We start from the raw sequence: 26,630 nt of genomic DNA on the forward strand, positions 1-26,630 counted from the left end.
TTCGGTTCTTTCGGATCCTCCGGTTTCACTTCTGGTTCTTTCGGATCCTCTGGTTTTACTTCTGGTTCTTTCGGTTCTTTCAGATCCTCCGGTTTCACCTCTGGCTCCTTCGGTTCTTTCGGATCTTCCGGTTTCACTTCTGGTTCTTTCGGATCTTCCGGTATCTTAAAATCTTCTTTTGTTTTCGGTAAAATTGTAACTGTAGGCTCAAGTGGTGGATTTATTCTATCGTCCACTATCGCTCTATTTGTTATCCCTTTACTTGGTGCTGCTTTTACCTTCGCTTTAAAAATAATACTACGTTCTTTTGTATCTGTAATTTCTAAATACTTCGCTATTACTTTTCCAAACTCCATTTTTAACTCTACTGGATTTGGTTCAGCCCCTTCAAATCGAATACTATCTTGCACGTACTCTAAACCGGCTGGAATTTCATCTTCTATCTTTACCTCTGCTATTTTTCCGTTTTCTACCGTATTTTCAAAGCTAATTCGGTATTCGATTTCTTCTCCTAGCTTCGGTTCTTTATTACTTACTGTCTTCGTTGCTTTTACCTTACCATCTTTATATTCTGGCTTTATTGTCGCTGTCGGTTCCATAACTGGATGATTTGGATCATCTACGTGAATAATCGCTTTATTTGTTATTTCCTCTCCAACTTTTACTGATTCTTTTACCTTTACTTTAAAGATGATACTTCTTTCTTTCGTATCCGTAATTTCTGGATACTTCACTGTTACTTTTCCATTCTCAACTTTAAGTTCTGTTGGTACAGGCTTATCACCTACGGCCTTCAGACTATCTTTCACATACTCTAATCCATTTGGTAAATCGTCTTCTATTTTTAACTCTGCTAGCTTTCCGTTTTCTACCGTATTTTTAAAGCTAATTCGGTATTCCACTTCTTCTCCTAACTTCGGCGTTTCATTATTTACCGTCTTCTTCGCTTCCACTTTTCCGTCTTTATGCTGTGGAGTAATTTCTGCCGTCGGTGTTTCTGGCTCATTTTTCGTATCATCAATAATTGCTTTATTGACGATTTTTTTACCGACTTTCACTTCATCTTTTACTTTCACTTTAAAAGTGATACTTCTTTCTTCTGTATCCGTAATCTCTGGATACTTCGCCATTACCTTACCATTTTCCACTTTCAATTCTACTGGATCCGGCTTAGAACCTTCTGCTTTCACACTGTTTTCTACGTACTCTAAACCTTCGGGTAAAGTATCTTCTATTTTCACCTCTGCTAGTTTTCCGTCTTCTACCGTGTTTTTAAAACTAATTCGGTATTCTACTTCTTCTCCTAACTTCGGCGTTTCATTATTTACCGTCTTCTTCGCTTTCACTTTTCCGTCTTTATGTTGCGGAATAATTTCTGCTGTCGGTGTTTCTGGCGGATGTTTCGTATCGCTCACAATCGCTTCATTAACAATCCAATCGCTCACTTTACCTTTTACTTTCACTTTAAAGGTAATACTTCTCTCTTTTGTATCTGTAATCTCAGGATACTTCGCCATTACCTTACCGTTTTCAAATTTCAATTCCACTGGAGCTGGCTTAGCACCTACTGCTTTTACACTATCTTTCACATACTCTAATCCATTTGGTAAATCATCTTCTATCTTTACCTCTGTTAGCTTTCCATGTTCTACCGTATTTTTAAAGCTGATTCGGTATTCCACTTCTTCTCCTAACTTCGGCGTTTCATTATTTACCATCTTTTTCGCTTCAAGTTTTCCATCTTTATACTGAGGAATAATTTCCGCAGTCGGATTAACTGGCTTATTTTGCGAATCATCAATAGTTGCTTTATTAATGATTTTTTTACCGACTGTTACTTCTTCTTTTACTTTCACTTTAAAAACGATACTTCTTTCTTCTGTATCCATAATTTCTGGATATTTTGCCATTACCTTACCATTTTCAAATTTCAGCTCTACTGAATCTGTTCCGGCACCTTCTGCTTTCAAACTATTTTCTACATACTCTAAACCTTCTGGTAGAGTATCCTCTATTATCACGTCTGTTAGCTTTCCGTACTTAACCGTATTTTTCATACTAATTCGGTATTCTACTTCTTCTCCTAACTTCGGTGTTTCATTATTTACGATTTTCTTCGCTTTAATTTTTCCATCTTTGTGTAATGGTGTGATTTTTGCTTCTGGTTCTTTCGGATGTTTCATATCATCAACAATTGCCTTATTAATGATTTCCTTACCTACTTCCGCTTCTTCCTTCACCTTTACCTTAAAGACAATACTTCTTTCTTTCATATCTGTAATATTTTCGTATTCAGCAATGACTTTTCCATCTTTCACACTTAACTTTAATGGAGCTGGTTTTTCACCTTCAGCCTTTTCACTGCCTTTTACATACTCTAAACCGTTAGGAATTATATCCTCTATCGTTACCTTTTCTAGTTTTCCGTTTTCTACCGTATTTTTAAAGCTAATTCGGTATTCTACTTCTTCTCCTAGTTTTGGTGTTTGATTCGTTACGCTTTTTTCAACATCCACTTTACCGTATTTATAATCCGGCGTAATCTTTTCTTCTGGATGCTCAGACTGTCCATTTGGCTCACTCACAACCGCTTTATTAACAATCGTTTCTCCGGCTTTTGCCTCTTCTTTTACTTTCACTTTAAAGGAAATGCTTCGCTCTTTTGTATCCGTAATCTCTGGATATTTTGCGATTACCTTACCATTTTCTACTTTTAACTCTACTGGATTTGGTTCAGCACCTTCAGCTCTCTCACTACCTTGAACAAATTCTAAGTTAGCTGGAATTTCATCTTCTATTGTAACTGCATCTAGTTTTCCGTTTTCCACCGTATTTTTGAAGCTAATTTGATATTCAACTTCTTCTCCTAGCTTCGGCTTTTTATTTGTTGCTTTTTTCTTTGCAGCAATTTTACCGGCCTTATGCTGTGGTGTAATCTTCTCCTCTAAATCCTTTGGTGGATTTGTTTTATCACTAACGGTTGCTTTATTAACAATTTCTTCACCAATTTTTGCAGTTTCTTTTACTTTTGTTTTAAAGACGATACTTCTTTCTTCCATATCCATAATTTCTGGATACTTTGCCATTACTTTGCCATTTTCAAACTTCAGCTCTACTGGCTCTGGTTTTGCACCTTCTGCTTTCAAGCTATCTTTCACGTATTCAAGATTACTTGGTAATTCGTCTTCAATTGTCAATACATCTAGACGTCCATCTTTTGTCTTATTTTTAAATGTAATACGATACTCTACCTCGTCACCTAGCTTCGGTGTTTTATTAGAAGCTATTTTTCTTGCTTCTATTTCTCCCGGAACTTCTTTCGGAAGCGTAACCGTAACATTTGCATCATCTGTAGTTTCATAATTTACCTCGGTACTATCTTTTCCCTTTACAGCAACGATATTTTTTATTGTTGTATCTGATTGTACAGAAGCTTTCACTTTTACTTTGAATGTAATAATGGCACTTTCACCAGGCTTTAAAACACCGCCGTCTTTAGCATTAGCACCTTCACCAACACGGAAATCAATTTGATTATTTACAAACTCCGCTTCATCATCGCTTGCATTATCTGTTTTATTTCCTTTATTACTTCCAGAAATATATTGTATAGATCCCGGAACATACTCTAAACGATCATCTAATTTATCAAAACCTTTTACATTAGATACAGGTGCTTGGTTATTTTTCGTATCATTCTTCACTTCAATTTGATACGTAAACTCTTCACCAGCTTTAATTTCCTTAACTTCTTTACCGGCACTATCTAATGCCTTTTTATCAACTTGTAAGTTTGGAGCATTATGTTCTGTAACGAATGTAGCGTTATTTAATACGTAAATATCACCACCGCCACCATTTGCTCTAAAACGCATTTTTGCTTCTTTTAAATCATTTTTTACTTGAGTAGGTCCTTCAAGATGATACGTATGAATGTCAGTACTGAATGAATTTGTCCAATCCGGGTTATATCCTGGATATTTTTTTGTAACAAACTCGTTAGTACCGTCTACTTGTACTTCTGTCATAGACGAATCATTCGCATCATTGTCTTTACCGTTAATATTTTTTATCTTTATATATCCAGCACCAAAATCATATTCTCCATAATCATATGCATATCCATCTTTCTCAGCTGGGTCACCTTGCGATGAAAAATAACTAAATTTCGCCTTAAAAGCACCTTCTTTTGGTGTGTTTATTTTATTAACACTAATATCTGTCCAGGCTGTACTTTTTTGAGAGACTAGCCCTTCCCAAATCTTCATGTCTTTTACTGTTTCTTTATAGTTTTCATAAACTAATATAAGATTCCAGTTACCCCAGTAATAGCCGCCACCTGTTACATCTTTAATTTGTGGCACATTTGCAACTGTCAACGTTTGTGAAATCCCTTGCTGTGCAATTACATTTGTTACATCTGCATACGCAACATATCCTGCGCCACTACCTGAGTAATTAGAAATATAAGGTAGGTAATCCGCTTTTCGTATGCTATCAGCAGTTACATCTGCATATTCTTTATTTCCCATTTTCATTTTGACTGGTTGCCTTACTTGATCCTCGGTAACCTTTCTATCAGCAATATTTCCTGGTAACCCCATTGCTGCTGTCCAGAATAAGTAAGCCTTTTTCACTTTACTTCCGGCAGGAATGTTAGGAAATGCACCTGTTGACGAATTAAAAGTACTATCATCGTTATCAACGTCCACAGTCATTTTATTCGTTTTATAACCCATACTTTGTCTGCCATAATGATCAGTCGTCAAACCAAGTGTTACATTACCAGTCTGTACTAAATTACCAGCAGTAATTGTAGAATACAGTGGATCTCCAAATCCTTGCTTATCCCCTGTTTGCATTTGAACCTTCGAAGCATTCTCTGATGCAGCTTGTACTTTTGCATCGCTCTGATTTTCCGCTTCTTTTTCTAGTTTCTTCTCATCTTTATCTACTGGCTGCTTCACTAGTTCCGTGTTCGCTGTAGGTTTATTTTTATCTCCTGCAGATACTTTTAATTTTCCATCCACTTCTTTTGATTTAGCATCAGCTGGTGATCCGATTTCTTTCTTACTACTGTCAGCCTCATCATCGGTATTAGCTTCAACCTTGTCTTCAGAAGGAATCCCTTCAACATCTACAGACATGTTTCCTATTTGTAGTTGATCCTTTTGCACACTAATTTTTTGCTTATACTCTTTATTAAAATGTTGTGCACGACGAGCTTTTATTAACACAGTCATTTTTTCATGTGATTTTAAATCTTTAATTTTAAGATTAGAAGAAAGAACCTTTCCTCCCTTATCTTTTTCCTCTACATAGAAATCCGCTACCTTATTTTCAGGTAACTTCTCTCCGTTTACTTTCACAGATTGCGAAGGGAACGTAATTTCATTTTCATTATTTTGTTTAAGCACCAATTCTTGAATTGGTGTAGCTCCCGTATTTTCAATCGTATATTGAAATACGTGCTCCCTCTCCGCTACTTCTCCCTTATATATTTCAGCATTTACTTGCTCTGCCTTAATTTTCACATCATTTCCTTGTAACTCATCCCAGCTTTTTTTATTTATCTCTGTAGCAAAAGCACTGGGTGAAGGCAATATGATGGATAGGAGAAGTGTGATCATCGTTACGACATTAAAACACTTCAATACTTGCTTCATATTTTCTACCTTTCTCCTTTCTATATACTTGCTATCCGTCTACTTAATTTCGTAGCCGTATACATAGCAATATATATCCACTCGCAACAATCCGTCCTACGAAAATGTATCGTTGAAATCCCAATGTCAACAATATAAATCTCATAGAATATTACTATTTTAATTTATCAAAAATAGCATATATATCGGACACTTATACAAACCTTTACCATTTTTAATATAGTAAAAACGTTCTACTGCATAGGCTTATATAACAGTTAAAGGATACATAAAAATCTTAACATACTCCCTAACCTATTCATACATACAATAGAATTTTTACCATTTTTTAGTTATTTCAGTTTGTTGTTTATGATTAAAATTTTCAAAAAATAATAACCGTTACATGTAAAAATATGTTATATTATTAAAGAACGTATGTTCTTATTTTAAAGGAGGAATTTGTAATGATAAACGAACCCATTATCGTAAAAAAAGAAGCTTTCCAAGCAATCGGCGTTTCGGTTACGACAACTAATGAAATAGAGGCATCTCCTGAAGGAAAAATCCCCGGGCTTTGGAACAAATACTTTCAAGAACAAATGATGCATCACATCCCAAATCAACAAACGAAAGAAACATTCGCTTTCTACTCCAACTACGAATCAGATGAAACTGGTACATATACATTTACAATCGGTATGCCCGTTTCTTCATTAGAAGATGTTCCTGAAAATATGATAACTTTAACAATACCTGCCGCTACGTATGCGGTATTTACAACGAGAAAGGGACCAGTTGCTGAAGTCGTTTGCGAAGCTTGGGAATATATTTGGAAATGGTCGAAAGAAAATAAACGTGCCTTCACAACAGACTTTGAACTTTACGCCGAAAGAGCATTAGACCCAAATCATGCACAATTGGATATTTATATTGCGTTAGCCTAAAAAAAGATGCCCATTCGGCATCTTTTTTTGTCGTTAAATAGCTACTGGGCAAATCCATTATTATTGTCTACAATGAGAAAGTGCAGTATAGAAATATTAGAAACTGTATAAAGTGAAACTATACTCAGCGGAGGGCATCTCCCATTGAGTATTAGCCCTCACCAATCGGGCGTTTACTGGTTTTTTAGTTTAAATTTGTCACATAGAAAGGAAGCAATATGGAGGAACTACAACAAAATAAAACTGCTTTAGAAGGAAGCGGAAAACCGTTATTAAAAAATACGAATTTCCTTTTTCTTTGGGCAGCTACTCTTTTTTCAAGCTTTGCTTTAGCCTTTTTTACTTTTTCACAAACGTGGTACATAGCAAAAACATTAAACCTTGAAGCTTCACTCGGTGTTGTTTTCGTAGCTCTTAGTGTTCCAAGGCTTATTTTTATGATTATCGGCGGCGCTGTAGCTGATAAATTCCCGAAAAAAAACATTATGTTTTACTCCAATATTATTCGAGCGATTCTTGTCGCAACCATTCTCACATGGTTTATCGTTGGTGATGTAACACTATATACATTTGCTTTATTCGCTTTATTCTTTGGACTTGCTGATGCTTTCTTCTGGTCAGCAGATGGATCTATCTTACCTGAATTGGTAGAAAAAAGCCGGTTAACACAAGCGAATTCACTTACACAAATGACGAACCAAGCATCGGTCATCTTAGGACCTGTACTTGGCGGAATTCTGATCAAATTTACAAACTACGAGACAATATTTTCTATTACAATTTTATTACTGATTGTCGCAGCCATACTCGTTCAAAAAATACAATTTACGATGCCAGAACTAAAAGATACAGATAAAGGTATGTTCACTTCCATTAAAGAAGGAATCTTATATGTAAAGGAATCGCCATTCCTTTCAACTTTCCTTCTTTGTAGCGCCTTTTTAAATTTATTTTTAATTGGTCCGATGCAAGTCGGTTTCCCGCTTTTCGTTAAAAATGTTCTGCACGGTGACTCGCTCCATTTCAGTTACTTAGAAGCATCTGTAGGCGGCGGAATGGCAATAGGCGCTGTCATTGTCGGTTTAAAAAATATTAATCGTAGACGCGGACTATTTTGCATTATCATGATGCTACTGTCTGGTGTATTCTTCTTATCCATCAACTTTAGCACCGTACTTTGGCAAGCATTATTAGCCGGGATGTTTTATGGTATTACAATTGCAATGGCTATCGTTCCGCTTATGGCGATGATTCAATCGACAGTAAAAGAGGAAATGATGGGACGCGTAATGAGCTTACTTATGCTATCATCCATGGGCTTTATCCCGCTCTCTTATGCATTCACATCAATCGCACTTGCAATGGGAATTCCAATCGTAACCGTTATGAAAAGCGGTGCAATTGCTGTTATCGTCTTCGTACTATTTGTAGCGATTCGTGTTCCAGTTGTAAGAAAGTTCGACTAGCTACTTGGAGTCATGTATTATACGCATGGCTCCTTTTTAAATGGATCAAATAACGCTATCCCCTTACTTCTTCTCACAGCTGCTCCCCATTCTAATCCAACCTCTAAAAATAAATCTCGCACTGTACTATATAAAAGTGCCTTCACATTTTTACGGATTTCCCCATATTTATAAGCTCTCACAACACTCTTCACTCGCCAAATGAAATTTCCATACACTTCTTCATCAGCTAATATCTGCTCTAGTAAAACACCTTGCTCTAGTAACCCGCTCTTTTTATACGCAAGCTCGACCTTACTCCAAAATATATTAATTTTCTTCGGATTACTCGTCATCGGTACCAGTGCGTATATAAAAGGCTTCGGTATATCATGACGGCAATACGTCTCATCAAGCTCGTACGTTATTTTTCTTTTCTCTTTTATTTGTAGAATGTTTTTAGAAAGAGTTGTTTCCCTCTCGCTTTTTTGCTCCTTTCCGCTACAGCCAGCTGTATAATCCTCACTTTCACATGCGGACATTTTCATACGGTCATCCATGCGGTCAATTGCAGATATAAGAAAAATATATAAGTTCGCACTATACCCGCCGCGCTTATGTCTTTCTTTTGTTGCAACACGCTTTATAATTCCTAGTTCCTCTAACTTTGCAATTGAACGGCGTACTGTACGAATACTCTTTCCAACATTCTTCGCAATCGTCTCCATTAACGGACAGGCGACTCCTACTGTTTTTTGTTTCTCATTCACCGCATACTTTCCTAAAAAATGAATAATGGTAGCATCCGTTTTATTCAATTGAAATCGATAGCACTTCAAAACTTGTTTTTGATATGCATTAAACTCTTCTTTACTTCGAAATTCACTGTATGGTTTCATTAAATTATATAAGCTTCCCATTTATATCACCTCATTTATAAGTAAGAGGCAGGAAGAGAATTTGGCGTGGAATTTAATATTTTTTTAATGGAGATGAAAATATGATCGTAATTAGCGCTTGTTTAGGTGGTATAGCTTGTCGATATGACGGAAATGACAATCTCGTTTCAAAAATAGAGAAGCTACTACAAAAAGAAGATACAGTCCTCATTTGTCCTGAAGTATTAGGAGGACTGCCAACACCTCGTCCTTCTGCTGAAATTATTGGCGGGAATGGCGACGACGTTTTGGACGGAAAAGCGAAAGTGATGACAAAAGATGGTGAAGATGTCACAGAAGCTTTCGTAAATGGTGCTTATAAAGCATTAGAACAAATTAAAAATTTACATCCAGAATATATTATTTTAAAGGAACGTAGTCCATCTTGTGGCAGTTCTACGATTTACACTGGTGAATTTAATGGCAATAAGCAAACTGGTTACGGGGTAACTACTGCTTTATTTAAAAGACACGGATTTAAAGTCATTTCAGAAGAAGAATTTGAAAGCAAAAAAAGGAATTGACCCTGTTCGTCAATTCCTTTTCTATCTGTCTTATTTCACGCCTAATTTTTCTTTCACTTTCGCTGGAAGCTCGTCTTTCTTCACTTCTTCCCAAGCTGTTACACCTTTTTTATCTGAGTGGTATACGCGTAGGAATGCTTCTTTACGAAGATTTTTTTGAGCTATGAATTCTAATTCTTTCTCTTTACCGTCTTTATCCAAGCCAGTCAGCTTATATTCATAATCTTTAAATTTCTGCCCATCACTAGCTTTACTATCAAATTCTTTTCCATCTACTGTAATTTGAACATAATACTCATCTTTACCCATACGGTTTAAATCACAACCAACTAACAAACTTGCAAATACAACTAAAATACTAAATAGTGCAATGTATCTTTTCATTTCCTTCACCTCATATGTTTTTTCTTATATTCTTATCTTAAAGCCCGGAGCTTAAAGAAGAAATTCAAAAACATGACATGAACATTACACTTTTGTAAGATAATAATTATTTCTTCACTTTAGAAATTGTCATTCCATCACCAATTGGAACGAGTACAGATTCTAAATGCGGGTGGTTTGCTATCATTTCATTAAACTTCTTCATAACTTCTGTATAACGTTTTTGTTTTGCACTCTCATCAGCTACACTACCGCCAATAACGTCTTTCACGCCAATTTCGCCACTTATCACGTAATTTCCTTATACCGTTTATTACGCCTTCTATTATCCCCTCAATTATAATCTCTATTACAAGATATCTCACTAAACTAATAATAGGTTTAATTACGTATCTCCCTATGAATTCAAGAATATCCTCCATCATATTTTCCTCCTTCTTTTAAAAGGAAGCTGCTACTCCTCCGCTTCCTTTTACGTCCAGTTACAATTGCTGCCATACTGCGGTATATACCAACAAGAATAATACGACAACAACATGCACAATAACGCTATTGAATTGGGAAGAAACTTCGGTAAATACTAATACTATAATCAACATGGCTAATAGAATTATTTTTCCACCTATATTCGGGGATGCTCCAAAAACTTTATAAAATCAAAGACAACTTTACTACAACTCTTCCCGTAACTAATTTATTATCGTGGTAAACCGTCTTCCACTACATCCGTAACAGTTCCATTCGGTTCAAAGATTACACGTAATGATCCTTCTCCACCATAACCAGTATAGTCATATACTGAATAAGATTTATATTTCTCAATCACATGTGGCTGTCCAATTGCAGCTTTTACTTGATTCGCAGGCATACCTTTTTTGATTTTCAAATAGTGATTGTAACTTACTGCTGCCGAATTGTTATTTACATCTTTATACCACGGTACACGATCGTTTTTTTCTTCATATTCCTTTACAGGCTCTTCAATACGTTTCGTAGATACCCGATTCTCCTTACCTTTATCTTTATCTGTATCCTTTATAGCAGTACGTTCAATATTCACAACGTAACCATATGTATTTAATTCAACCATAATTTCATATGTACCATCCGTATCTTTTTCAGTATAAAATACGCGTTTTTCATTGTTATTATAATATTTTATGTTCTCACCACCGTAGTCAATCGTATTAAGAATATCCGTATACGTCATACCTTCCTCAATTTTTTGAGATTCATCATGAGAAATATAACGCTTCTGTGATGATGAAGCGTCCTCATTTTTAATACTTTCACGTTTACTCGTAGTCATAGGTGTTTTCTTCTGATCTTTTAGTACGTCACCTTCCGCCTTCGCTGGTTGCTTTGCTCCTACTTTTGTTAATACGTCTGTATCGCTAGAACAAGCTCCCAAAATCGATACTGTAGTCAACGCCATCCCTACTATAAGTACTTTCTTAAATGACTTCACTCTAATCCCCCCGGTATTTTTTAATATTTAGTAATCAACGTATTTAAATTAATACGGAACTATTCAGTTCTATACAATTTGCTATAGCCTTCTCCCTCATGCACCTTTTTTATATAAAATGAAACTTTAATCAGCCCTCACCAATCATCTTCGTTACAAATATTAACATTAAATATAACTAATAAATAGTATATTTCTGCTATTCATTTACATTTCTGTTGCATAATCTTGTCTTAAACGAACAATATGAAAGTCGAATTCACAATAATTATCATATATTCTATATATAATAACATTCAAATTAAATTCTAAAGTAACGTTACATGCATTTTCTGTTTTAACGCCAAAAGAAAAGACCTTTCTAACGATTTTATTCTATCGCTAAAAAGGTCTTTTCTATTTTGGCTAAAAACTTAGCACTCTTCTGGCTTACCAGCATTCGTCGCTGTACGGAAAAATGATCCAAATCTGCATGATGCGATTGCGTTTAGATAATCAATCGTGAATTATGCGTTCAATTTAAAGCAGGTTAAAAAATAATAACTCCTTATTCAATTAACATATGCATTAGTTTAACAACCTAATGCTGCTGTACCAACTGATAGTTTAGTTTTCAATATGTGAAAAGGGATTTCTAAATGATGAATTGAATATATATTTATTGTTTACTCGTTTTTGAGAGGTTCCTTTATGGGAGATAAGCTTTACTATATTCCTGTACTTCGCACAGTTCTATAATAACTAATAGTGATGCTGTGACGTGATTTTCTATTAGTGAGATAAAGTATTTTTCAATTCATTTATTATAAATTGCAACTCTCGTCCTCCAGAATTATTTCTTTTGGGTGAAAGTTTTTTTATGATATAAGTTTCATTCTGTCCTAATTTAAAGGTTTCGAGAGGAGAAATGATATGAACCCTATTTTATTAAATGTTCCGTTACAAATAGAAACAGACAGACTCATTCTTCGAGCACCACTTCAAGCTGGTGAAGGGGATATAGTACAACAAGCTATTAAAGATTCCATTAATGAATTAAAGCAATGGTTGTCTTTATTTCAGTCCATTCCTACTGTTGAAGAAACGGAAATTCTTCTGAGAAATGCACATATAGATTTTTTGAAAAGAGAAAGCTTTCGCTATCTTATCTATCATAAAGAGACGAATGATTTTGTTGGAACAGCTAGCCTTCATCGAATTGATTGGAAGGTTTCTAAATGTGAAATTGGATACTGGATTAACACGCAATTTAGTGGCAGTGGATATATGACAGAAACAGTAAGTGCGTTAACAAACCTTGGATTTCAGTTATTCAAATTTAGAAGGATTGAAATACGATGTGAATGTAATAACACGAAAAGTCGTGCACTCCCTGAAAAACTAGGCTTTGAACTTGAAGGGATATTACGTAATGAAGATTTTTCAGCTGACGGCAAACAACTAACTGATACTTGCATCTATGCAAAAATAAAGTGAAATATTGATTAGCCTTGGTAATCGGGCTTTTACGGCAAAAGAAAAGACCTCCTTAACGATTTTATTCCATCGCTAAAAAGGTCTTTTTCTATTTCGGCTAAAAACTTAGCACTCTTCTGGCTTACCAGCATTCGTCGCTGTACGGAAAGATGATCCGCATCCGCATGATGCGATTGCGTTTGGATTGTCGATTGTGAATCCGCCGCCAAGCATAGATTGTTTATAATCAATTTTTACTCCTTTAACAATTGGAGCACTTTCTGTATCGATAACAAATTCAACACCGAAAAACTCAAGAACTGTGTCGTCTTCTTTTGGTTCTACTTCAAATCCTAAGCCGTAAGAAAGGCCAGTACATCCGCCGCCATGTACAGCAAGGCGCACGTACTTCTCTCCATCTTCAGCATCTTTTAACATATCTTTAATTTGAAAAGCTGCTTGTTCTGTTACTTCAATCATGAAATACACCATCCTTTCTGTTCTCATTCTATTATACATCTTTACGCTTCTATCTTGTACTCATACACTCCGCGGCAAATTACTTCCGCAGGTCCTTTCATTAACACGTTTCCTTCTTCTGTCCACGCAATCATTAAATCGCCGCCAGCTAAATGGACTGTAATTTCTTTACCACGTTCCATCTTGCCATTCAAAATAGCAGCTACAACGGCAGCACATGCCCCTGTTCCGCAAGCTTGCGTTACACCAGAACCACGTTCCCAAACGCGGAAATTCATTTCTTCATCGTTTAAAATCTCGATAAATTCAACATTCACTCGCTCTGGGAACATTTCATGTGTCTCAAGAACTGGACCAAGTGTTGTAAGAGGTGCCTTCTCTACATCCTCAACAAAAATAACCGCGTGCGGGTTCCCCATTGAAACAGCCGTAAATGCATAACGATGATTATTGTATAAGAAGTTTTCACGAATAAATGGTGTTTCACCTTCACCGAGCATCGGTATCTCTTCGCGTGTTAAGCGTGGTGCACCCATATCAATTTTCGCTAATATAACTTTTCCATCTTCTACCGTTACTTCTGCCGTTACAATGCCAGCTAACGTTTCAATTGTGAAAACTGTTTCCTCTACTAGTTTATGCTCATACGCATATTTCGCTACGCAGCGCAAACCATTACCACAGCTCTTTCCTTCTGATCCATCATTATTAAACATACGCATTTTCACCGGAGCTACATCAGACGGACAAATTAAAATCATTCCGTCTGCTCCAATACCAGTATTAATATTTGAAACCTTTTCCGCCACAAGAGCTAAATCTTCTTCAGGAATTTGCTCTTCAAACATATTTACATATATATAACTATTGCCAAGACCATGCATTTTTGTAAAAGAAAATTGGCTCATTTGTATTCACTCCAAAAATAATTTGTTATTTTAAGTATAGAATGCATGCTTTTAGAACACAATATGAATGTCCCCCGTTTCTCATATTTGACAACGTTTGGCGATGAGCCACTCTTACACACATTGTGTAAGAAAAAAGCCCTTCTAAAAAGGGCCTTTTTTTATTTATCTATAGTATTAAACTACCCTCCAAAATAACGTTTTATCTAAAATAAAATGAAAAAGGCGTTGCTCATTCGCAACACCTTAAAACATTGGATTTTCATCCAAATACTCATATACATTATTAACAAGCTCTTCTACTGTTGCACCTTGTACAACTTCACCATTTACAAGTGCAAACGGTCCTTCAAAACAAATACCACAATACCCTAGACAACCATACTCCATTACATCTAAATTTGGATCTTTTTCTAATTTTTCTAGAGCTGCTTGTGAACCACTTGCAAGGTTACCTACACAAAATTCAATTAATGGTTTAATCAAAATTCTCCCCCCTGTACTACAAAACAAATTACCTTCTGACTTCATCTATAAGAAGAAAACTAAGCTGTCTCTTGTTGTTTTCGTTATACATCCTAAACTATTTAGTTACTTCACTATTTCACTTCAAAGTAGATGATTTTATTTTATATAACATGCTACTTGCAATGAAATAGTAACTAAAAAGGCAAAACAGTTTACTTTACTTTTCTTCTTATTGTACAACAGAGTATTCATTCATGCATTGTTATTTGTTCACAAATTCGATATAATTTGATTGAGTAAAGTCAAAATATTTTATTAATATAAAATTTTATGATTAGGGGATATTTCAACAGAAAAGGGGTAATCCATCATGAAACACCTCGTAATACTAGGTGGCGGCTACGGTGGAATGAGAATTCTACAAAGGCTACTTCCAAGCAACCAACTTCCAGATGATGTACAAGTGACATTAATCGACAAAGTACCATATCATTGCTTCAAAACTGAATATTATGCATTAGTTGCGGGTACTATTTCAGAAACGCATATTCGTATACCGTTTCCTGAGCACCCACGCCTCAATATTCAATACGGCACAATAACAAATATTGACCTCGAAGAAAAAGCGGTTCATCTCGATGGCGGCGAAGCAATCCAATATGATGATTTAATTATCGGACTTGGCTGTGAAGATAAATATCATAACGTTCCTGGGGCGAAGGAATATACACATAGTCTACAATCAATTGAACAAACACGTAAAACATATGAACAATTAAATAGTCTAGAACCAAATGCAACAGTAGCTGTCGTTGGTGCTGGCTTAAGTGGTGTGGAAGTTGCAAGTGAACTTCGCGAAAGCCGTTCTGATTTAAAAATCTATTTATTTGATCGAAAAGATAGAATTTTATTCCCGTATCCAGAGAAATTAAGTAGATACGTAGAAGAATGGTTCGTAAAACATAAAGTTAATATTATAAGAAACTCTAACATTACAAAAGTGGAACCAAATATTGTGTATAATCACGATGAACCACTTGAATGTGATGCAATTGTCTGGACAGCTGGTATTCAAGCAAATGAAGTTGTTCGAAACCTTCCAGTTGAACAAGACGGTAGCGGACGGGTTGTCTTAACGAAATATCACAATATTCCAAACAACGAGCACGTTTACGTTGTAGGAGATTGCGCAGCACTTCCACATGCACCATCTGCCCAACTTGCTGAAGGTCAAGGAGAACAAATTGTCCAAATATTATTAAAACGTTGGAATAATGAACCACTCCCTGATGAACTACCTGTTATTAAATTAAAAGGTGTTCTAGGATCTCTTGGTAAGAAGCATGGATTCGGTTTACTCGCAAATCAACCGTTAATGGGACGTGTACCAAGATTATTAAAATCCGGCCTTCTTTGGATGTACAAATATCATAAAGGTTAATACTTTACAGGCTGTCTACTATGTAGGCAGCTTCTTTGCATCAGTTTTTAAAAATTATCAGACACATCTTTCTCAATATGTATAATGATTTATTTTTCATTTTTATATTAAAAACTATTGATAAACAGTGTATGCTATTTGTAAGTTGTTTTATTATTTCCTTGAAGACCGAATTCATTCGGTCTTATTTTTTATGTTATAAATACTTTTGTAGGAGGCATTACATTCCACTTATGAACTTATCGAAACTAAACAATCGAATAGAAGCGAAAAAGAAAGAGTTAATCTATCTCGTTGAACGATACGGATTCACTCATGATAAAGTGATTTCTTTCAGCCAAGAATTAGATCGTTTACTTAACTTATTAATAAAACTCAAGACGCAGAAAAAACGTTGTTCGTTATAACCATTTTCCCCTCTTTTTTGATACGATATAACTAGAATCAGAAAGGAGCGATTTATGTTTATATTAAAAGACGTTATATATAAAGATATACTACACATTCCTTATTTACAGATTCAAAAAGAAAAGATCACTTGCATTATCGGTGAAAGCGGAAGCGGAAAAAGCACATTGCTTCGCATGTTAAACGATTTACAATCTCCAACATCCGGCACAATTGAATATAACGGAAAGTTAATTTCTGATTATCCGCCTATTCAATTACGTCGTGACGTAGTTATGCTTGGGCAAACTCCACCTCTTTTTGATGGAACCGTTAAAGAAAATCTATTAATGGGACTTCGTCTTTCTGAAAAACCATTTCCAAATGATGATGCCCTGCGGAGCGCACTACAAACCGTTAGCTTAGACAAGCAATTAGAAGATAGCGCCTCCTCATTATCCGGCGGTGAAAAACAAAGACTTGCCTTTGCACGTATCGTACTTATGGATCCGCCTGTCTATTTATTAGATGAACCAACTTCAGCATTAGACAGTGATACAGAACGCCGCGTTATGAAACAATTTACTGAACTAGCACGAAAAAAGAAAAAAACAATTATCTTCATCACACACTCACAACAACTTCCACAAGAAATTGCAGACGACATTATTGAGATTAGTAAAGCAAACGGTGCAACTAGAAAGGAAGTGCTCTCTGTTGAAGGGCGTTATTGAACTCCAAATTTGGCAACTTGCAGCTGCCTATATTTTTATTCTTATTTTAATTGGACTTGTAAAATTAAAAGGAATACCTCGCGAAAAACAAATCGCGCTCGCAACATTCCGTATGACCATTCAGCTCGTACTTGTTGCATATGTCCTTACATACGTATTTGAAAACAGTAATCCATTTTATACAATTGCTCTTATTACTTCTATTACTACCTTTGCAATTTTTAATATTTATAAACGAGTTAACATCCCGATGTCTAAAGAATTAAAACGAGTAGCCGCCCTTTCCATGGTCGCCGGATCAATTGGGCCACTTCTACTATTTATCTTCGTTATTATCGGTCATGACCCTTGGTATGCTCCGCAATATATCGTCCCTATTACAGGAATGTTAGTTGGGAATGCCATGACTGGTGTTTCTCTCGGCGCAAATACGTTCTTAAACAATATGAAGTCGCAAAGAGGTCAAATTGAAGGTGCACTTATGCTCGGAGCAACACCGAAAGAAGCAGCTGCTCCGCTCATTCGAGACGCTTTTGATTCTGCTATTTTACCAACAATTAATTCTATGGTCGGAATGGGGATTATAAGCTTACCAGGCATGATGACTGGTCAAATATTATCCGGTGTATCACCATTCACAGCCATTCAATATCAAATCGCTATCATACTCGGTATTTCAGGAAGTACTGCCTTTGCTGTCATTATCTTTTTACAGCTTGGATATAAAACGTTCTTTAATAAGCGATGTCAGTTGAAAGAGGTTGACTATGATGCGAGGTAAATCGTAACTTTCGCTCAGTAAATGATGCATCGTTCTCGGTGAGTGAAATTATATTAACGATTTTTTCAATATATCTATCATAACTTGCAATATATCAACGATTTTTCAAATATATCTATCATAACTCAGAATATATCAACGATTTTGTACGAAATATCGATTTACCGACAAAAAGTGACATAATAAAAAGAGGAGGCTATTCGCCTCCTCTTTTATTTACTTACGCCTTCTTAACGAACTGTGATTTTAACTTCATAGCTCCGAAACCGTCGATTTTGCAATCGATATCGTGATCGCCATCAACTAGACGGATACTTTTTACTTTCGTACCGATCTTCACAACTGAAGAAGTTCCTTTTACTTTTAAATCTTTAATAACAGTAACAGCATCGCCATCTTGAAGAACGTTTCCGTTCGCATCTTTTACAACTTTTGCACCATCATTATTTTCAGCTTCTGCTTCTTGGCCCCACTCATGAGCACATTCTGGACATACGAAAAGGACGCCATCCTCATACGTATATTCTGAATTACATTTTGGACAATTTGGTAAAGTAGCCATAAATTCATTTCCTCCGTTCATTATTTATACGTAAAAATCAAAATTGATGTTTACATCTCGATAAATAAAATTTGTATAGCATTTCTTTATAGTGCCATAGTCTCACGTTATTGACAACCCTACCTCAAATTCTCATTTTTTATTGTATTTTACAAAATTTCAATTCGTATGCCGTTTTTCTATTTGCTCTTCTACTAATTTTAAAAATCTTCGTTGTGCATTTTTATTTTTTACGAGCAATCGAACTCTTAACTTACTTTGTAAATATGAGCGAACTTTGTAGTTCGTAATAAATAACTTTCGATACTTCTCGTCTTCATATATGATTCGAAACCATTCATACTGCTGCAAGTAAAGTATGTTAGCATCAATCTTTTTCGTGTGTAAACCCGTACTTAAACTAATAGATCCTATTAGAGCTTCTATTAATGCTGAAATCATTTCTCTCCCCCTAATAAATAAAAGAAGAACCTTCACAAGATTCTTCTTTTCAAAATGAACGAGTTCCCTCTAGAAACCCCAATTATTTTCTTCAATATAAATTTGATATTCTTCTACTTCTTCTTCACTTAACTTCTTATTATTTTCATATACCTCTTGCCACTCGAAATAATCTTCATCGAAATAAACAGCAAATTTAATTTTCACGTTTTTCTTCTCTGTATAATCATAACCAGTAAACTCTACTACATCATAATCTTTTTCTTTCTTCACAAACTTCCAGGTTGGATTATCAGTCATAATCTCTAAAGTAACCCCTTCACCAGTTGAACGAACAACGTTTTTAATATTCGGCTCAGTTGGTAAAAGAGAAAGTCCGAGCATAGCTCCGCCAAACACAATCCCGACTATAACTTGTAAACCAATCATACCAGCTACACTAGCGCCACCCTTAGATTGTAAGAAATACGCCTTCTCATGATCAGACGCATCTTCTCCCTTACGAAAAACACGAACAGCCTGCTTATAATATAAACGGTTTCCTTGCCATCCAGTAAATATCATCATTCCTAATTGAAGAGCTAAACTAAATGTTACATAAATCCCCTCTGGAATATCTATAAAAGGGGTTATAACTATACTAGGTATAGCCAATAACGCAAATATAATAAATAACTTATACATTTTGCGATAAGCTAACCAAAAGGTTGGGAAGAAAAAGGCTACCCAATTCCATGTATTCCCTTGCGCAGGGTTTTCTACTTTACCCCACTTAAAATCATAATAAGCTGTATTCTTTTGAACAACTTTATGTAATTCTTGTGGAGAAATCGTTTCTTGTAAAACAGTGTCCTTCACGTACATCATCCTTTTCTTATTTCTATATACATTTATTGTATATGGACAAAATGAAGGAATCTAACAAAAAGTACACATATTTCATAAAAATGAACGGAAATCGAATATATTCCGACAATTATCCGTTTCTTATTTCATTTTACTTTTAAATATATTAAAATAATCATGTATCATATCTTTAATACACTAAGTTAATTATTTTATATATTCACTAAAAAGGATGCATCAAAATCATTTTTATACATTTTTTTTAGTGAATATATACTACTACTTTAAAACAAACATCTCGACTTAAGAAAACTCACAAATTAGCCTTCTGCTATTTCAAACATATTTCCACTTACACAACTAATGAATAGTCCATTATTAACTTCCTCTGCATAATGTTTCACATGAAACTATCGAAATTCCGAATTACCTTTCTACTATTTTCGACTGGTTTCAAACGTGGGTATCTTATGAAAATTTAGTGGAAACAAATATGCATTCCATTACTCCCGTACTAGCTGTCGTTCCAATATTAGAAGAAAAAGCGTTTCTACTTCTTACCTGTTTTTCTTTCTACAAATTAAAACAGTACGAACAAGCTACTCGCTACTTACAGCAATATTTACATTGCGCCGTGCATCTGAATACCGAAGAAAAAGAGCCCATATTCTTTCATGAAGTTGATATGTATATGAAAAAACTAGTAAAAAGTGCAATGTAATTTCACATTGTACTTTCTACTAGTGCTTTATATTCTTCTTGTAATTTTTTAAATTGTTCTTCATATTTTTGCATCTTCACAGTATCCGTTTTTGAATTAAGGACTGGCCTTCTTCTCCCAGTCACCATTATATGTTTCCCATCTATTGCATCGCCCATATATACGTAAGGTTTAAAAGACTCACATACCGTATATGGCAATGCTACAGAAAGTTTTGCATACTCTTCCACCTTAAATTGATTAGATAAGCTTAACTCCTTTAAATTTTTCAATTGCATTAACGGTTCTAATGAATCATCTTTAACCTTTAAATTCATCATAGTAAGCTTTTGCAACTGCTGTAATTCAGCGAGTGGTTTTAAAGTTTGTACTTTCATCGCTGTATTTATCCCACCGCCCATATAGAAGGTATTGAGTTGTGTGCACTTACTTAAAGCACTTAAATCTTCTAACTTAGAAAAATCATCAATTAGTAAGGATTTGAGTTTTTTATTATACTCAATATCCCATAACATCTTTGCTTTTGTATTCCAGCACATATATAACTGTTGTAAATTAGACAATTTCTGAAGGCTACTTAAATCCTCGACCCTCATTTCGTAAACGTATAATATATCAGGACAAACATACGTAAGAATATGATCAAACTGCTTTTGATTTACTGTGAACACCCATAACTTTTTAACTTGCAAAGATGCTAATCGTTCTATATTTTTTGTTTTCCCCTCAATCGCTACTTCTTCTAACTCACCAGCTATACTTGCTAAGTCTTTCGTAATCTTCGGCTGATCACCAATCGGAAACATATTATCCTCCCCTACAACTCCCAAGTAATATTCATTTCTTCAAATGACTCCTTACTAAATTCCAATCCTTCGCTATCTTCCGTTCCAATCATTGCTATTTCTTCTTTAGACAACTTAATTTCCTCATTTGGACTTTGGATTTTTTTCTTATACACGAGTTGTAAAAGCTCTATTTGTTCCTCTGTCAGTTCATACTCTTCTTCCAGTCTTTCTATTGCTGATTCTGTATCAAGTAATGGAATTTCTAATAAGAATCCGCCGTGCTCTTCCATCTCTTCAAATGAATCAATTGAATACGCACCGCTATCCTCAATCCAAAATGCAGTTGTAATCAAAGGAACTGTTTCGCCTTCTACTTCTTCTAATACGTATTGAAGTGCTTCTTCTTTCGCAATATCTATTACTTCCGAAGGTGCCCCTTCAAAATAATTTTTCGCATCAATCCACTCATCAATTCTCTCGCTATTCACATCTTGAAGACATACAATCGTGTAATTCGGATGAAACGTAATTGTCCCTTGTCCGCCTTGGCTATCTTGCATACTATAGTTAAATCCATCCCATGAACTTTCATGTGAGAAATCTGGACAATGCGCTACATTAATTGCATGGGCAATCGAATTTAAAACGCAGCCTTTCCATAGTTGTTCTTTATCTATATGTAATTTATATTTACTCATCATCTTCCCCCATGCGCATATTTTTTTCTATTATCTTTCCTCTACACAATACTTGTAAATACTTTTCTATCTACTACAAAATAAAAAAGACTTCCTTTTTAAAAGGCGTCTTTTTATAGTTGAAAATTTACTAATAAATAAAACGAATTATTTAATAAATGAATCCCAATTGGAACGAGTAAATTCTTCGTTTTCTTATATGTGTATGCTAAACATATACCCATACCAAAAATATATAAAATACTACCTACTGTAAGGGGATGGCCAAAAGTAAATATGAAAGCACTTATAACGGCACTAGTAAGTGCAGAAAAGCGCTGGGATAATTTCGTAAAAAACATCCCCCGAAATAAAAGTTCTTCCCAAATCGGTGCAAAAATGGTGAGCACAACTACATATAAAATGATTTCACTTTTAGTAGGCTTTATTACTATACTAGACTCGTCCACACCAATCCCATGTGGTAAAACTAAATTTAATATTGCAAGATATATAAGCATTACAATCGCTGTCATTACTATCGTTACATAGTGTTTAAAATTATTGAATTGTAATGATTTTATTAAATGTAAGCAGCAATTTCTTGCCGGTGCATACATTACGATAATCATACAAAACGTGAAAGGTGGAATAAGATGATCTACATACCATGGATATAAGGAAGAATCATATAAAAGGTTCAAAAAACCAATTCCATGCATGACCCCAAAAATAATTAATAGAATGCTAATTACTTGGCGCATACTCATTTGTTCATTCTTTTCTTCATATGTAGCTAATTCTATATTCATCCTATCCCCTCCAGTATAATTAAACCTTTTAAACCATTATATACCAAATTCAACATAAAAAAGACAATACACCCCACTGTATTGTCCATTTTCGTCCCTACCATTTCTCTCTACACGTCTCAATTAAATGCAGTAAGTACCTCTTCGTCATATCTGCTCTTCTCCACCTTGAGAGCATTCGCTTTTCTTTTGGATTGTGCCGTATTCTCGCTACTTCTTTTAATAAGAGCTCCCATTCTTCCGCTGAACGTTCTGACAAGTATTGCAATCCTCTATCTTTTGAAACGATTGTTTTATGATCTAGTGTATATAAAATACGTCCCATCGTAACGACAGCTGATTCTACCCACTCTTCTATAAAAAATAAATATGGCTTCTTCGCCTTTTCACTCCAGTACTGTTCTACGTTGTATTTCATCGTATTTACTACATCATTCCATTGTATTTGCAGCGGAAGATCTTCTGCTTCTTTTCCTGTAACTGTAATGCCTTGATTTTTCAACGTCCACCATGTGACCGCATTAATGTCCCAATGACCAACATTAGCTTTACCATCTGCACAATACACGTACTCGTTCATTTCATCATTGTATTTCCCTAAGTCAGCAAGCGGAATATACATACCGTCCATTCTTTTACCTAGCGTATTATCACTAAGTTTATTATGTAGTTCCACAAGCTGCTGTTTTTCAGCTTCATTCACGGAATCATTTATCACTGTAACAAAATCAACATCGCTCGTTTCTGCATAAAATGCACCAAGTGCGATGGAGCCGTAAATATATACCCCGACTATTTTTTCATCCAAAAAAATTTCTTTTAATTCTACTGTATACCGCTCCATTAACTGTTGTACTTCCGTTGGTAACGCATGCTTCACTCCATTTTTCATATCTATCCCTCCAATAAAAAAAGCCTTTGCAAATTCGCAAAGACTTCTTGTTTTATAAATATTTCTCGATTTCTTCGTAAACATCCTTCAAACGAGGATTTCCTTCTCCAACAATTTCTCCATTTACAAGAACGACCGGATAAAATAAATCTTCTTCCACTACGCGCTCTGCGAATGCTTTTTTATCTGCATCTTCTTGTTCTTCTTGGAAATCGATATACTCGAAATTAAATTTATTTTCTTGTCCTTCATATTTACGACCAATTGCCGCTTGTAACCATTCAAACGTTTCTGTTGAAGTTGGCATTCCGACGCAGCTCGCACAAATTACTTTCGTCCCATACACTTGAACATTAACCATTTCTTCTCCCCCACTTCTTGTTCCAACAGTATATTCAGATATCTTATTACATAAGCACATCATTTTACAATCTTATCCCATACCCCTATACTGAAAAAACACGATACAATATTTCGACAATAAAACAAGAAGAGAAAAAATAGATTTTCCCCTCTATCTTGATTATAATAAAACTGATGAAAGGAGTCGATAAAAATGGAAAACCCACATATGCAAGAACAAGTATTAGAAGTATTAGATAAATTACGTCCATTCTTACTTCGCGATGGCGGAGACGTTGAATTAGTAGACATTGAAGAAGGTATCGTAAAACTACGCCTTATGGGTGCATGCGGAAGCTGCCCAAGTTCTACAATCACACTAAAAGCTGGTATCGAGCGCGCGTTACTTGAAGAAGTACCAGGCGTTATCGAAGTAGAACAAGTATTTTAATCTAAAAGCGGAAGCGGCTCGTTCAGAATCGCCTTCTAAAAGGAGACCAAATTTGGTCTCCTTTTTTTATTCAAATCACATTTATCCGTTAACATCATAAAACAAAATTGGAAATCCTTCTCAAAAAATGCGATAATTAATACTATATAGTGAATCGTTCACACATATACAGTAAAAAAACATAGGGGGACGACAGATGCCAAAAATGGGGAACACTTTTGTAACAATTCAAGAACTAGAAAAGAAAAAAGAGTATTTATTAGGCCTTTCATCCGTTATACCAACATGGAATACAAGCTATCAATTTTTATTTAAAGAAATCCAGCAAGAATTATTGGGTAAAGTAAATGAAAAGCTCGAAAGGCATCAATTCGTTTTAAATATATGTACAGATCAGCAGGTAGGGGCATAATGTATTACATAAAATTGTGGTATATAAAAAAGAGACCTCACTCGGTCTCTTTTTTATATTTTTAAGATAACCAATCTAATTTTCTAATCCCAAGCTTATCTACTGGTAAACGAAGTGAACCATAAAAATGCTTCATAAATTGCTCTGAGCGGTTCACATCGTGTAAAATGGCTTCTAAGCGATCTCTATATATGCTTTTTTGTTCTTCGTTTCCAGTTTGGTAATATCGTTCGACCGTTTCAAAATAATGAAGCGGGAACAGGAGCCTTGCAAATAATAAGCGCCAACCAAATGAGGACAGCGAGTAATTTCGTTCATAATCTGTAACAAATTGAACGATTGTTTGATCCCAGTCTTTCTTTTTTTCAATCATCATATAGCGAATCCATTCTGCTATATCTCGAGTTGGGTGATCATACACCCAATCAAAAGGGAGTTTGAGACGCTTCGTTTGATGCCATAATAAAGGTGTGAATCGTTCTTGGCAAATTGTCGCTGCATCCGTTAGTTGCGGCGTATCATCCATTTCTGTATCAACAACATATTGAATGGCATTTTCTGCAACTCCTAAGTAATACGGGAAGGATTCAATAAACAATTGATCGAATACGTCTGTAGGGTGGTTCATCACTTGCGATTGCCAAAACTTTTCTAACTGATCGAGTCTCTTTTCCCATAACGCTTTCCATTCACCAATGCGGCTTAATTGCTCGATTTCTTCTGGAAAGAATGCACCTCGTTTATGGAATATAGAAAGTTCATTTCCTAATGACATAGCATGTCGTTCTAACGTGCGCATACCTTTTAATAAGCAATAATTTTGTTCTTCTATCTCACTTACATAGTAGCCGTGTATAGTCGGAACGAAAGTCGCTACAGTTATATCCCCTTGCTGGTTCATATAATCACTGAGCTTTTTCATCTCTACAAGTACTTCTTCCTCCATTTCTCCAATTGGAACAAGTACATAAATTTTGTTGCGAATCCAAAAGCTTTTATAGGGGCCAAGGGGGATTAATTCTTTAACATGCATGTGATAATGCTCATAAATATGCTGAATCATCGCAGTCGCCACCTATGGTTTTTCTTTATATATATGAGCTTGTGCTCGCCTTTCATTCCTATGCACATGATAAAGCAACGAAACGTATACAAATACTAAAAAGAAAAAAAGGTGATAAACATGAAAGAATCAAATCAACTACAAGAAAGAGCATTACAACTATTACAAGAACGCGGTGTAACAATTGACGATATTGCTGAACTTGTTCATTTTCTTCAAAAAAAATACCATCCAAATTTAGAGATGTCAGAATGCCGTTACAATGTAGAACGTGTACTATCAAAACGTGAAGTACAAAACGCACTGATTACAGGTATCGAACTTGATGTCCTTGCTGAAAAGGGAATGCTAAGTGAACCGTTACAAGATATTGTAAAACGTGATGAAGGCTTATACGGAATTGATGAAGTTATCGCACTTTCTATCGTGAACGTGTACGGCTCTATCGGTTTCACAAACTTTGGATATATTGATAAATTAAAACCTGGTATTTTAGAATACTTAAATGATAAATCAACTGGAAAGGTGCACACGTTCCTTGATGATATCGTTGGCGGAATCGCTGCCGCTGCATCAAGTCGTTTAGCGCACCGAGCTGAGCACTCAGAATAATAATGT

29 protein-coding genes and 2 pseudogenes are annotated in these 26,630 nt (G+C 35.3%); 12 read left to right on the forward strand and 19 right to left on the reverse strand.

The window, feature by feature from the left end; translation table 11 throughout:
* Positions 1 to 5,666 (reverse strand): isopeptide-forming domain-containing fimbrial protein (locus BUA87_RS22035; RefSeq protein ID WP_256678991.1); only part of this gene is annotated, 5,666 nt, incomplete at its 3' end.
* A 446-nt stretch (positions 5,667 to 6,112) separates the two neighbouring features.
* On the opposite strand from BUA87_RS22035, the gene BUA87_RS22040 reads away from it, so the two are divergent.
* On the forward strand, positions 6,113 to 6,592 hold the full coding sequence (locus tag BUA87_RS22040; protein WP_072940832.1) for a GyrI-like domain-containing protein: 480 nt from the start codon (positions 6,113 to 6,115) through the stop codon (positions 6,590 to 6,592).
* A 218-nt stretch (positions 6,593 to 6,810) separates the two neighbouring features.
* Complete coding sequence (locus BUA87_RS22045; RefSeq protein WP_000391931.1) at positions 6,811 to 8,058, forward strand: MFS transporter; 1,248 nt, start codon at positions 6,811 to 6,813, stop codon at positions 8,056 to 8,058.
* Positions 8,059 to 8,075: 17 nt separating this feature from the next.
* Here BUA87_RS22045 and BUA87_RS22050 read toward each other — a convergent pair whose 3' ends face one another.
* Entirely contained in the window at positions 8,076 to 8,957 is an 882-nt protein-coding gene (locus tag BUA87_RS22050) for a helix-turn-helix domain-containing protein (protein ID WP_061660694.1), read from the reverse strand.
* Between the two features lie 80 nt (positions 8,958 to 9,037).
* Between BUA87_RS22050 and BUA87_RS22055 the strand changes: the two genes are divergently transcribed.
* Positions 9,038 to 9,499 (forward strand): 2-thiouracil desulfurase family protein, encoded by a 462-nt coding sequence (locus BUA87_RS22055; protein ID WP_000635511.1) that lies wholly within the window; start codon positions 9,038 to 9,040, stop codon positions 9,497 to 9,499.
* 30 nt (positions 9,500 to 9,529) lie between these two features.
* Here BUA87_RS22055 and BUA87_RS22060 read toward each other — a convergent pair whose 3' ends face one another.
* The 5 genes and pseudogenes from BUA87_RS22060 to BUA87_RS30525 form a co-directional block, all read right to left on the reverse strand.
* Positions 9,530 to 9,883: a YxeA family protein gene (locus tag BUA87_RS22060; RefSeq protein WP_072940836.1), complete on the reverse strand. Its 354-nt coding sequence runs from the start codon at positions 9,881 to 9,883 to the stop codon at positions 9,530 to 9,532.
* A 106-nt stretch (positions 9,884 to 9,989) separates the two neighbouring features.
* On the reverse strand, positions 9,990 to 10,175 hold the full coding sequence (locus BUA87_RS22065; RefSeq protein WP_002094183.1) for an O-methyltransferase: 186 nt from the start codon (positions 10,173 to 10,175) through the stop codon (positions 9,990 to 9,992).
* Positions 10,176 to 10,288: 113 nt separating this feature from the next.
* Positions 10,289 to 10,482 (reverse strand): annotated as a pseudogene (locus BUA87_RS31960) (hypothetical protein).
* Between the two features lie 98 nt (positions 10,483 to 10,580).
* Positions 10,581 to 11,351: a hypothetical protein gene (locus tag BUA87_RS22070; protein WP_016513190.1), complete on the reverse strand. Its 771-nt coding sequence runs from the start codon at positions 11,349 to 11,351 to the stop codon at positions 10,581 to 10,583.
* A gap of 413 nt (positions 11,352 to 11,764) precedes the next feature.
* Positions 11,765 to 11,857: pseudogene (locus BUA87_RS30525) on the reverse strand (iron-sulfur cluster assembly accessory protein); the annotation flags it as partial.
* A gap of 406 nt (positions 11,858 to 12,263) precedes the next feature.
* On the opposite strand from BUA87_RS30525, the gene BUA87_RS22075 reads away from it, so the two are divergent.
* Positions 12,264 to 12,827, forward strand: coding sequence for a GNAT family N-acetyltransferase (locus BUA87_RS22075; RefSeq protein ID WP_072940839.1), 564 nt, complete (start codon positions 12,264 to 12,266; stop codon positions 12,825 to 12,827).
* A 105-nt stretch (positions 12,828 to 12,932) separates the two neighbouring features.
* Here the strand turns inward: BUA87_RS22075 and BUA87_RS22080 are convergent, their stop codons facing one another.
* The 3 genes from BUA87_RS22080 to BUA87_RS22090 form a co-directional block, all read right to left on the reverse strand.
* On the reverse strand, positions 12,933 to 13,286 hold the full coding sequence (locus BUA87_RS22080) for a HesB/IscA family protein (RefSeq protein ID WP_000573830.1): 354 nt from the start codon (positions 13,284 to 13,286) through the stop codon (positions 12,933 to 12,935).
* 41 nt (positions 13,287 to 13,327) lie between these two features.
* Entirely contained in the window at positions 13,328 to 14,194 is an 867-nt protein-coding gene (gene dapF / locus BUA87_RS22085; protein WP_000077394.1) for a diaminopimelate epimerase, read from the reverse strand.
* Between the two features lie 246 nt (positions 14,195 to 14,440).
* Positions 14,441 to 14,680 carry a YuzB family protein gene (locus tag BUA87_RS22090; protein ID WP_000595026.1) on the reverse strand — a complete coding sequence of 80 codons (240 nt, stop codon included), beginning with the start codon at positions 14,678 to 14,680 and terminating at the stop codon, positions 14,441 to 14,443.
* Positions 14,681 to 15,032: 352 nt separating this feature from the next.
* Here BUA87_RS22090 and BUA87_RS22095 point away from each other — a divergent pair, with 352 nt between their 5' ends.
* The 4 genes from BUA87_RS22095 (at position 15,033) to fetB (ending at position 18,005) form a co-directional block, all read left to right on the forward strand.
* The gene (locus BUA87_RS22095; protein ID WP_000682065.1) at positions 15,033 to 16,103 is read left to right on the forward strand and encodes an NAD(P)/FAD-dependent oxidoreductase; all 1,071 of its coding nucleotides are present in this window, start codon (positions 15,033 to 15,035) and stop codon (positions 16,101 to 16,103) included.
* Positions 16,104 to 16,336: 233 nt separating this feature from the next.
* Entirely contained in the window at positions 16,337 to 16,510 is a 174-nt protein-coding gene (locus tag BUA87_RS31020) for an aspartyl-phosphate phosphatase Spo0E family protein (protein WP_001054090.1), read from the forward strand.
* A gap of 54 nt (positions 16,511 to 16,564) precedes the next feature.
* Positions 16,565 to 17,224, forward strand: a complete 660-nt coding sequence (locus BUA87_RS22105; RefSeq protein ID WP_065229507.1) for an ABC transporter ATP-binding protein — start codon at positions 16,565 to 16,567, stop codon at positions 17,222 to 17,224.
* Positions 17,208 to 18,005, forward strand: coding sequence for an ABC transporter permease (fetB, locus tag BUA87_RS22110; RefSeq protein ID WP_000679260.1), 798 nt, complete (start codon positions 17,208 to 17,210; stop codon positions 18,003 to 18,005). The genes BUA87_RS22105 and fetB overlap by 17 nt, the downstream gene beginning before the upstream one ends.
* Before the next feature lie 220 nt (positions 18,006 to 18,225).
* Here the strand turns inward: fetB and phnA are convergent, their stop codons facing one another.
* From phnA to BUA87_RS22125, 3 genes are all read right to left on the reverse strand, one after another.
* Complete coding sequence (gene phnA, locus BUA87_RS22115) at positions 18,226 to 18,567, reverse strand: alkylphosphonate utilization operon protein PhnA (protein ID WP_000212737.1); 342 nt, start codon at positions 18,565 to 18,567, stop codon at positions 18,226 to 18,228.
* A 159-nt stretch (positions 18,568 to 18,726) separates the two neighbouring features.
* Positions 18,727 to 19,008 carry a hypothetical protein gene (locus BUA87_RS22120; protein ID WP_033657549.1) on the reverse strand — a complete coding sequence of 94 codons (282 nt, stop codon included), beginning with the start codon at positions 19,006 to 19,008 and terminating at the stop codon, positions 18,727 to 18,729.
* Between the two features lie 69 nt (positions 19,009 to 19,077).
* Positions 19,078 to 19,875, reverse strand: coding sequence for a DUF2628 domain-containing protein (locus BUA87_RS22125; RefSeq protein ID WP_072940842.1), 798 nt, complete (start codon positions 19,873 to 19,875; stop codon positions 19,078 to 19,080).
* Between the two features lie 367 nt (positions 19,876 to 20,242).
* Here BUA87_RS22125 and BUA87_RS22130 point away from each other — a divergent pair, with 367 nt between their 5' ends.
* Positions 20,243 to 20,575 carry a hypothetical protein gene (locus tag BUA87_RS22130; RefSeq protein ID WP_065229508.1) on the forward strand — a complete coding sequence of 111 codons (333 nt, stop codon included), beginning with the start codon at positions 20,243 to 20,245 and terminating at the stop codon, positions 20,573 to 20,575.
* 2 nt (positions 20,576 to 20,577) lie between these two features.
* Here BUA87_RS22130 and BUA87_RS22135 read toward each other — a convergent pair whose 3' ends face one another.
* From BUA87_RS22135 to BUA87_RS22155, 5 genes are all read right to left on the reverse strand, one after another.
* Entirely contained in the window at positions 20,578 to 21,381 is an 804-nt protein-coding gene (locus BUA87_RS22135; protein WP_072940845.1) for a leucine-rich repeat domain-containing protein, read from the reverse strand.
* 11 nt (positions 21,382 to 21,392) lie between these two features.
* Positions 21,393 to 22,061, reverse strand: a complete 669-nt coding sequence (locus BUA87_RS22140; RefSeq protein WP_072940848.1) for a hypothetical protein — start codon at positions 22,059 to 22,061, stop codon at positions 21,393 to 21,395.
* A 113-nt stretch (positions 22,062 to 22,174) separates the two neighbouring features.
* Positions 22,175 to 22,852 carry a CPBP family intramembrane glutamic endopeptidase gene (locus BUA87_RS22145; RefSeq protein WP_065229511.1) on the reverse strand — a complete coding sequence of 226 codons (678 nt, stop codon included), beginning with the start codon at positions 22,850 to 22,852 and terminating at the stop codon, positions 22,175 to 22,177.
* 97 nt (positions 22,853 to 22,949) lie between these two features.
* On the reverse strand, positions 22,950 to 23,744 hold the full coding sequence (locus BUA87_RS22150; RefSeq protein ID WP_071714573.1) for a nucleotidyltransferase domain-containing protein: 795 nt from the start codon (positions 23,742 to 23,744) through the stop codon (positions 22,950 to 22,952).
* A 52-nt stretch (positions 23,745 to 23,796) separates the two neighbouring features.
* Complete coding sequence (locus BUA87_RS22155; RefSeq protein WP_072940851.1) at positions 23,797 to 24,105, reverse strand: YuzD family protein; 309 nt, start codon at positions 24,103 to 24,105, stop codon at positions 23,797 to 23,799.
* A gap of 195 nt (positions 24,106 to 24,300) precedes the next feature.
* Here BUA87_RS22155 and BUA87_RS22160 point away from each other — a divergent pair, with 195 nt between their 5' ends.
* Entirely contained in the window at positions 24,301 to 24,537 is a 237-nt protein-coding gene (locus tag BUA87_RS22160) for a NifU family protein (RefSeq protein WP_000431159.1), read from the forward strand.
* Positions 24,538 to 24,733: 196 nt separating this feature from the next.
* Positions 24,734 to 24,949, forward strand: coding sequence for a hypothetical protein (locus tag BUA87_RS22165; RefSeq protein WP_001125507.1), 216 nt, complete (start codon positions 24,734 to 24,736; stop codon positions 24,947 to 24,949).
* 61 nt (positions 24,950 to 25,010) lie between these two features.
* Here BUA87_RS22165 and yutH read toward each other — a convergent pair whose 3' ends face one another.
* Positions 25,011 to 26,012, reverse strand: coding sequence for a spore coat putative kinase YutH (gene yutH / locus BUA87_RS22170; protein ID WP_000614216.1), 1,002 nt, complete (start codon positions 26,010 to 26,012; stop codon positions 25,011 to 25,013).
* 120 nt (positions 26,013 to 26,132) lie between these two features.
* Between yutH and BUA87_RS22175 the strand changes: the two genes are divergently transcribed.
* On the forward strand, positions 26,133 to 26,624 hold the full coding sequence (locus BUA87_RS22175; RefSeq protein ID WP_000665103.1) for a phosphatidylglycerophosphatase A family protein: 492 nt from the start codon (positions 26,133 to 26,135) through the stop codon (positions 26,622 to 26,624).
* The last annotated feature ends 6 nt before the right edge of the window (positions 26,625 to 26,630 follow it).

This window comes from Bacillus sp. bc15 (genome assembly GCF_900142585.1).
GTDB lineage: Bacteria > Bacillota > Bacilli > Bacillales > Bacillaceae_G > Bacillus_A > Bacillus_A cereus.